Genomic DNA, 7,767 nt, shown 5'->3' with positions numbered 1-7,767 from the left:
CCCCTCGGGTCAAGTGCGTAACTCCTACTCCAGTAAACGGCCCGTATCACTTTGCATCCCCCTCAATCCCCCTTCAGGCAAGGGGGAGGCCTGCGGTGTCGTGGCAGCGTGATACTATACGTTCTCTCCTTCCCTGAAGGAGAGCCAGAGAGGATGTGGCGTCGGCGCCGCCCCGTCCATAGGCAGGAAATGACGCCCCTCGGGTCAAGTGCGTAACTCCTACTCCAGTAAACGGCCCGTATCACTTTGCATCCCCCTCAATCCCCCTTCAGGCAAGGGGGAGACCAGCAGAGGCGCGCCGTCCCCAATCGCTCCCCTGGAGAGGGGAACTGTCGCGCAGCGACTGAGGGGTGGGTCTGAAGTAGCACTTCATGTGGGGGCCCCGGCCCGTGAGCCGCCTGCTTCTGCCAGGGGGAAGAGATGTTCGTAGCGCGCGTGCCGTACCGGTGTTGTGGGAGACCGTTCTATGAGGGATGGCATCTGTCCAACCACGATCTGTATAAACCGTAGCTCGGGCGAGGCCAAAAGCATCATGCTACGGCAGGGCGAGCGCCAACGGGCTTCCCACAACAGCCGCCTGCACAACCGCGCCTCCACCTTGAAGGGCGCCTCTCACACGGCGATCGGTGCACGTAGCGAGGGGCGGCGGCGTGTCGTTCCACCGTACCGCATACGCCGACGCATCCAACCGACAGCCGTGGGCCAGGTGAAGAGCCACATCGGTGCCGGCTGCATGCAGTGTGACCGGACGCGGGGGCGTGTGCATCGATAGCGATCCGCCGTGCGCCTCCACCGAAAGCGGACCGCGAAGGTTGGTGCCTGTTGTTGCACCTCCATGCATTTCAATCGACAGATCGCCCTGTATATCTTGCAGATGCGTGGTGCAAGACGCAACGTGCAGATGCGTCTCGCGTGCCTCAATGGCTCTCAAATCAACCGTGCGTCCGGTTCCACGCACCGAAAGGAGCGGCCCCGAAAAATGCTCCACCACCACGTCCCCATGAAAAGCCTGCACATCCAACCGCCCCGCCATGTCATGCAGATCCACCGTTCCCCCTGTGGCCTCTACCGTAATCTGTCCGTCGAGGCGCGCCATATCAATCGTACCGCCCGGAACATGCACATCGGCATTGGTTTGGGCGGGCACGTGCACCTCAACCGTAACCGTTGGGTCCGAACGGCGCTGGGCACGCCACCATGCTTCGCGGTCGGGCTGTTGCCGGGTGTTCGGCTGAATGCGGATGGTCTGCTCCACGGTACGCACTGCAATGGGACGACGTGCAAGCACTTCCTGGGCCTCCTCTTCGGAGGTGGCCATGCGGATGGCCACCTCTACCGTGTCCGCATCGTGGGGATGCACGGCCAGTTGCACATTGGGAAGGTGCACGAAAAGCTGACAGGGACGCGCCGTGGAAACGGTATGCGATTGCACAACGGGAGGAGCAGACATAGCAGCGGGGGCAAGCCATCGGACATGCGAACGGTCGTCAATATAGGGGATGCACAGCACATCCCAAAATGCAAAACACGCAATGTTGTCACAAATCCACCAGTAGTGCTCTGTCACAGGTCATTCTGTGGGTTAAACCAAGATGGATACGCGTGTCGTGCCGTCCCGAAAAGTTCCTGCTACACACCAAGGAGATGGTTCGACTGCGCTCACCATGACAGGCTTCGTGGGGGCTGATTGCAGGGCAACCATCAAAATGAGGGTTGACAGCGCACTACGCCTCCTCCTCTTCCAGCACGATCTCCTTGCGCAGGCGCGCCACCGGAATGCCCAGTTGCTTGCGATACTTTGACACGGTGCGCCGGGCGATCTTGAAGCCGCGCTCTTCGAGTTTATCAGCCAGCGCCTGATCCGACATCGGGTCGGTCTTGTCCTCATCGTCCACAATCTGCTGAAGGATCGCCTTCACCTCCTTGTTCGAGACCTCCTCGCCGTCGACCGTCTCCAGCCCCTCCGAGAAGAAGTACTTCAGTTCGTAGACGCCGAACTCGGTTTGCACGTACTTGCCATTCACCACGCGGCTCACCGTCGAAATATCCATATCGATGATGTCCGCCACATCCTGCAAAATCATGGGTTTGAGGTGCCCTTCGCCATAACGAAAGAAATCCTCTTGCAGCTGCACAATCGCATCCATCACGAGCGTCATAGTGTGCCGCCGCTGGTTGATGGAGTTGATGAACCAGCGCGCTGACTCAAACTTGTTTTTGAGGAACGACTTCGTCTCTTTGTCGACCGAAGACGACTCGTCGTCTTTCTTCTGCTCGGCCCGCATCTTTTCGAGCATGCGGCGGTAGTGGCGCGAGATGCGCAGGTCGGGCGCGTTTTGGCCGTTTAGCGTAATGACGAAGTCGTTGTCTACGTACCGGACGGTAAAGTCGGGCGTGATGTAGTTGGTCTCTTCCGAAAACGTGCCTTCGCCGGGCTTGGGATCGAGGCGTTGTTGGATGAGATCGAATGCGGTCTTGAGCGTGCGGTCGTCGATCTCCAGTCGCTTTTTGAGCTTGCCGAAGTGCTTCATGGTGAAGGCCTTGTAGTGGTCCTCCAGCATCTCGATGGCAATGTCGCGGCCCTCAATGTCGTCGGGCATGCGGCGCAACTGGATGAGCAGGCACTCTTGCAGGTCGCGCGCAGCAATGCCTGCCGGGTCGAGCGACTGCACTTGTTTTAAGACCGCCTCGACATCCTCTTCGCTGACCTCCACGTTCTGGTTGAACAGGATGTCGTCGATGATCGACTCCACTTCGCGGCGCAGATAGCCGTCCTCGTCGATGGAGCCCACGATCTGATCGGCAATAAGCTGTTCAGTCTCGTCGAGATTCAGCAGGCCCAGCTGCTCGTTCAGATCTTCGGCGAGCGAGGTCGAGGCGCGCATCTGGCGGCGGTACTCGTCGTCTTCCTCGCCGCGATTGGGGTTGGCCTTGTAGCCGTAGAGATCATCGGGATTATTGAGCAGCTCGTCGAGGTCGAACTCCTCCTCGTCGGGGTCGTCGGTCTCCAGATCGTTTTCCATCTCCTGCTCGGTCTCGGCCTCTTCGCGGCTTTCGAGCTCGGCATCCTCGACGCCCTCTTCAAGCAGCGGATTCTCTGCCATCTCGTCTTTGATGCGCTGCTCCAGGTCGAGCGTATTCAGTTGCAGTAGTTTGATGTACTGAATCTGCTGCGGCGAGAGCTTTTGCTGAAGCTCCTGTTTCTGATGAAGTTCAAGCATAGCAAGAAGCGGCTAACCAACGGACGGTGTGCCGCTTTTTGCCTTGCGGCACACGCAAGAATCGTTCCTGTGATTGGTTTGAAAGCATACGGAATGCCAGTGCCAACATCAATGCGGGATGTAAAGTGCGTGCTGCTTTTCCAGCTCTATCACAGCTTTGGGGCAGTAAAAACGACAGGTAGCTGGGAGCAATGGCGCATGGGGCAACGGCGGTGTGCGATGGTGACCTGCATGCCTGCGATATTGCGTTGTACGACAGAAAAAGCGGTGGGTACAGGTCAAGAGCCTGAAACAGGGCGTTCAATTTCTGGAGCTGCTTGTGTTTTTTTTCGGGTGGGAGGCATAGCCTTCGCCTCCTCCAAAAACATCTTCAGAAACTATGCGCCGGGCCAATGGCTTGAAGCACATCGCATAAGGCGCACTGGTTGTCTTGTGCTCGTTGCTGTGCTGCTCATGTATCGTTTGGCCCATGTCTGAATCGCCCACATCCGAATCGCGCTCGCCCGCCTTACGTCCCGACACGAACGACGCCTCCGAATCCGACATCGAGTCGATGCTGCGCCCGCAGCGGATGGAGGATTTCATTGGGCAGGAGAAGATCAAGAAGAACCTGCGCGTGTTTATGACGGCGGCGCTGCAACGCGGCGAGACGCTCGACCATGTGCTGCTATCGGGGCCGCCGGGGCTTGGCAAAACCACGCTTGCGCATATCGTGGCTAATGAGATGGGCGCGCGCATCCGCACGACCAGCGGGCCGGTGCTCGAAAAACCAGCGGATGTGGCGGGGGTGCTCACCAATCTGGAGGAGGGCGACGTGCTCTTCATCGATGAGATTCACCGCTTGAGCTCGGTTGTTGAGGAGTATCTGTACTCGGCGATGGAGGATTATCGCATCGACATTGTGATCGACTCGGGACCGAATGCGCGCACGGTGCAGATCTCGCTGCCGCCGTTTACGCTCGTGGGCGCGACCACGCGCAAAGGGCTGCTGACCTCGCCGCTGCGGGCGCGGTTTGGTATTGACTTCCGGTACGACTACTACACGGCTGATCTGCTGCAATCCATCACACAGCGCTCGGCGCGCATTCTGGATGTGCCGATCACCGATGACGGCGCATTTGAGATTGCCCGTCGTAGCCGAGGCACGCCCCGCGTATCCAACCGCCTGTTGCGCCGCACCCGCGATTTTGCAGAGGTGGAGGGCGACGGCGAAATCACCAAAACAATTGCCGACCATGCCCTGAATGCGCTCGACGTGGACGAGGCCGGGCTCGATGATATGGACACGCGCATCCTGCTGACGCTGATCGACAACTTCGAGGGCGGGCCCACGGGACTCAAGAACCTGGCGGTGTCGGTGGGTGAGGAGTCGGGCACGATTGAGGAGGTGTACGAGCCGTATCTCATCCAGGAGGCGTTCATGGAGCGTACACCCCGGGGACGGGTGGCGCTGAAGCGGGCGTACAAGCACTTCGACCGCACCCGTCCGTCTGAATCGGGCGATCTGTTTGAGGGGGAGTAGGGCTGTGTCGCAGATCTATTCTGTTCGTAGTAGTAGAGACACGGCGCGCCGTGTCCTTACGGGCAGGGATCCTTTTGTGCGCCACATCTCTACTCCGGAATATCTCGCAGCGCAGCGCGGGGCACGAGCACATACCAGGTAGCGGGATGCTGCATGCGTCCGGCACGCGTTTCGGCATTCTCGCCGTGGCCCCAGAACACATCGCCCCGGAGCGGACCGCGAATGGCGCCGCCGGTGTCTTGCGCTACCATGAGCCGCTGAAAGAGCACCGTGCTGCTGTCGTCGGTAGCGGTGGGGGCAGTGCCACTGATCCAGACAGGCATGCCCATCGGAATGACCTTGGGATCTACGGCAAGCGAATGTTCGGCGGTGAGCGGTACGCCCTGTGAGCCGATGGGGCCCGCCTCGGGATCGAGGTCGGTGCGCTCCTGGAAGAAGATGTACGAGGCGTTGCGATTCATCAGGTCGTTGGCGCGGTCGGGGTGGTCGGCCATCCACTGGCGGATGCGCTGCATGGACATCTCGGAGCGGGGCACTTCGCCCATCTCAACGAGATCGCGCCCAATCGCCCGGTAGGGCCGCCCGTTTTGCCCGGCATAGCCAACGCGCGTCATGGTGCCGTCCGGAAGTTGAATGCGTCCGGAGCCCTGGATCTGCAGAAAAAACTTGTCGATGCGGCTGTCGACCCAGAGGAACGCGAGGTTTTGGTCGTCGAGTGCACCGTTGCGAATAGCTTCGCGGTCGTAGTACGGCACCACGCGGTTGCCGTCCTGGCGTCCGATGAGCGTTTCATCCTCAAAGCGATCGCGGAATTCGCCCAGGTCAATGCGCAGCAGGTCGTCGGGCACGCGGCGCAGCGGTACGTTATAGCGGGATGAGGGGGCTGGTGCGCCCTGCAGAATAGGCTCGTAGTAGCCGGTGAGCAGCGCTGTGGTATCGGAAGTAGACAGCCGCACGGGCTGAAAGAGCTGGCGGAAGCGGTGAGCCCGCGACACCGAGTCGGGCCGCTCCGCGAGGCGGCGGCAGGCGTGCTGCCAGTCGCCCATGGTGCCGAACCAGGCGCGTTCGGGGTGCATGGGCTGGGCGGGGTCGGCGTCGTCCCAGGTGGAGCAGGAGCGCTGAAATGCTTGCGCGGGCGGCGCAAAGTTGGCGGAGGCGCGTCCGGGCAGGGCATGCCACGGCACCGACGTGGCGGTGAGTGTGGGGGCTTCGCTGGATTCGTTGGCGGCGGGCCGGTCCGAGCATCCGGACGTAAGTACGAGCCCCAAAAGGGTCAAGACGCTCCATGCGGATAGGGCAGCAACACGGCGTATCCCCCAAAACAAAAACATACGGCAGATGGCGGAGTCGATGAGAGCGGAGAAGGAGTAGGGAGCAGGGACTTTAGGCGGCAGGGGCTTCGGGATTGGGTGCGATGTGCTCATCGGTGAGCAGCATGCGGGCGGTGGCTTCGTTGGTGGCGAGCGGGACATTCTTAACAACGCAGGCGCGCATGAGCGTCTGGATGTCGGGTTCGTGCGGGTGTTTGCCCTGCGGATCGATGAAGAAGATGACGGCATCGACGGTGTTCTCGATCACGCCCGCGGCAATCTGCACATCACCGCCGAGCGGGCCCGATTCTTTGCGCGTGACGGATAGGTCGAGTTCGTTGTGTAGCAGGCCGCCGGTGGTGCCAGTGGCTACAAGCTCGAACTGACGCAGGCGGTCGGCATGATGATGCGCAAACGAGATGAGGTCGGCTTTCTTGCCGTCGTGAGCGATAAGGGCTAAGGTAGCAGGCATAGGGGGATGCTAAGAGTGCGGGGAGCAAAAAGCCGCTGTGGGCACGCCGTGTAATGGAGCCGCAACGGGGCGGGAAAGGTTGGAACTGCACAGAAGATACGGACTAAGACGCATCCGAATCAACCACTGGATGCCCCTTATTTTGCGTTTCATGCCGTACGTTGTTACCGAACCCTGCATCAACTGTAAGTACACAGACTGCGTGGAGGTGTGCCCTGTCGACTGCTTCTACGAGGGTCCCAACTTCTTAGCGATTCAGCCGGAAGAATGCATCGACTGCAACGCCTGTGTGCCGGTGTGCCCCACCGAGGCGATCTATCCGGATGATGAGCTGCCCGAGGAGTATGCGCACTACATTCAATGGAACGAGTACCTGGCCAATCAGTGGCGCGAGATGGGCTACAACATCACCGAGAAGAAAGACCCGCCCGAAGACGCCGAGGCGTGGGAGACGAAAGAGAAGTCCGAAGAAGACATCCTGACGTGGGATGTGTGACTGGGGGCGACTCCATTGCGACTGAACAGAAGCAGGCAGACGCGGGGTTCTCGTGTCTGCCTGTTTGGCGTTGGGGAAGTCGTTAAGGGGGCCTTAATGCGGAAGCGCTTTGTAAAAAGTAGTTAACAAAAGGGAGATGTGGTGGTATCCGTTCTGTGAAAGCAGTATGTTCATCATCGAAACGTACATGCGATTCTATCCTCCGTATCTCCTTTTTTCCTTACAACCTGACCTACACCATGATGAATCGACTTATGAAGGGGTCGCGAGCCCTGACGTTCGTGCTTGCCCTGGCCCTCATGTTCTCCCTCACCGCTTGCGACGACAATGGCGGCGGGATGGATGATGACGACGACGATAACGGCGACGATCCTACGCTGCTCTCGGATATTCTGGGAGATCGGGATGATCTGAGCATCTTGCTGGAAGAGGCTTCGGGAGAATTCGACTTAGCCGAAGATCCAGATGCAAGAATTACAATTTTTGCGCCTAGTAACGATGCATTTGCGGATATCAATCGGGATGCGATAGAGAACTCTGACAACCCCGCCTTGCTTTCTCAGGTAGTAAGCTACCATGTGCTCCCCGAAATTGTAACTGCTGGGGATCTGAGCGAAGGCACAGTGCAAACTGCCTTTAGCGGCAACGATGAGGAAATCCCAGGAGAAATCCGCATCACTACGGATGAGAACGGTGACTTCCTGATTAATGGTAATAATATCACAACTGCCGACCTCGAAGCCGAC

8 protein-coding genes are annotated in these 7,767 nt (G+C 59.3%); 4 read left to right on the top strand and 4 right to left on the bottom strand.

Features of this window, described 5'->3' with window-relative positions; genetic code table 11:
* Positions 1–535: 535 nt before the first annotated feature.
* Positions 536–1,450, bottom strand: coding sequence for a DUF4097 family beta strand repeat-containing protein (locus tag R6U20_RS13880; RefSeq protein WP_410338434.1), 915 nt, complete (start codon positions 1,448–1,450; stop codon positions 536–538).
* A 274-nt stretch (positions 1,451–1,724) separates the two neighbouring features.
* Complete coding sequence (rpoN, locus tag R6U20_RS13875; RefSeq protein WP_410338433.1) at positions 1,725–3,221, bottom strand: RNA polymerase factor sigma-54; 1,497 nt, start codon at positions 3,219–3,221, stop codon at positions 1,725–1,727.
* Positions 3,222–3,290: 69 nt separating this feature from the next.
* Here rpoN and R6U20_RS13870 point away from each other — a divergent pair, with 69 nt between their 5' ends.
* On the top strand, positions 3,291–3,698 hold the full coding sequence (locus R6U20_RS13870; RefSeq protein ID WP_410338432.1) for a hypothetical protein: 408 nt from the start codon (positions 3,291–3,293) through the stop codon (positions 3,696–3,698).
* On the top strand, positions 3,691–4,743 hold the full coding sequence (gene ruvB / locus R6U20_RS13865) for a Holliday junction branch migration DNA helicase RuvB (RefSeq protein WP_410338431.1): 1,053 nt from the start codon (positions 3,691–3,693) through the stop codon (positions 4,741–4,743). Before R6U20_RS13870 ends, ruvB begins: the two co-directional genes overlap by 8 nt.
* A gap of 89 nt (positions 4,744–4,832) precedes the next feature.
* Here the strand turns inward: ruvB and R6U20_RS13860 are convergent, their stop codons facing one another.
* The gene (locus R6U20_RS13860; protein ID WP_410338430.1) at positions 4,833–6,020 is read right to left on the bottom strand and encodes a murein transglycosylase A; all 1,188 of its coding nucleotides are present in this window, start codon (positions 6,018–6,020) and stop codon (positions 4,833–4,835) included.
* A 106-nt stretch (positions 6,021–6,126) separates the two neighbouring features.
* A complete protein-coding gene (locus tag R6U20_RS13855) occupies positions 6,127–6,525 on the bottom strand; it encodes a methylglyoxal synthase (protein ID WP_410338429.1) in 399 nt (132 codons plus the stop codon).
* A 151-nt stretch (positions 6,526–6,676) separates the two neighbouring features.
* Between R6U20_RS13855 and fdxA the strand changes: the two genes are divergently transcribed.
* Complete coding sequence (fdxA, locus tag R6U20_RS13850) at positions 6,677–7,021, top strand: ferredoxin FdxA (protein ID WP_410338428.1); 345 nt, start codon at positions 6,677–6,679, stop codon at positions 7,019–7,021.
* A 299-nt stretch (positions 7,022–7,320) separates the two neighbouring features.
* A partial coding sequence (locus R6U20_RS13845; RefSeq protein ID WP_410338427.1) for a fasciclin domain-containing protein occupies positions 7,321–7,767 on the top strand: 447 nt, incomplete at its 3' end.

The sequence above is a fragment of the Longimonas sp. genome (assembly GCF_046498435.1).
Classification (GTDB): Bacteria; Bacteroidota; Rhodothermia; order Rhodothermales; family Salinibacteraceae; genus Longimonas.
Note: the sequence above shows the minus strand (reverse complement) of the source record. Positions and strands in the feature narration are given on the sequence as shown.

What these genes read in the sequence shown, in the direction of transcription:
- R6U20_RS13880 (WP_410338434.1), bottom strand. Translation starts at nt 1,450, where the DNA reads ATGTCTGCTCCTCCCGTTGTGCAATCGCATACCGTTTCCACGGCGCGT.
- rpoN (WP_410338433.1), bottom strand. Translation starts at nt 3,221, where the DNA reads ATGCTTGAACTTCATCAGAAACAGGAGCTTCAGCAAAAGCTCTCGCCG.
- ruvB (WP_410338431.1), top strand. Translation starts at nt 3,691, where the DNA reads ATGTCTGAATCGCCCACATCCGAATCGCGCTCGCCCGCCTTACGTCCC.
- R6U20_RS13855 (WP_410338429.1), bottom strand. Translation starts at nt 6,525, where the DNA reads ATGCCTGCTACCTTAGCCCTTATCGCTCACGACGGCAAGAAAGCCGAC.
- fdxA (WP_410338428.1), top strand. Translation starts at nt 6,677, where the DNA reads ATGCCGTACGTTGTTACCGAACCCTGCATCAACTGTAAGTACACAGAC.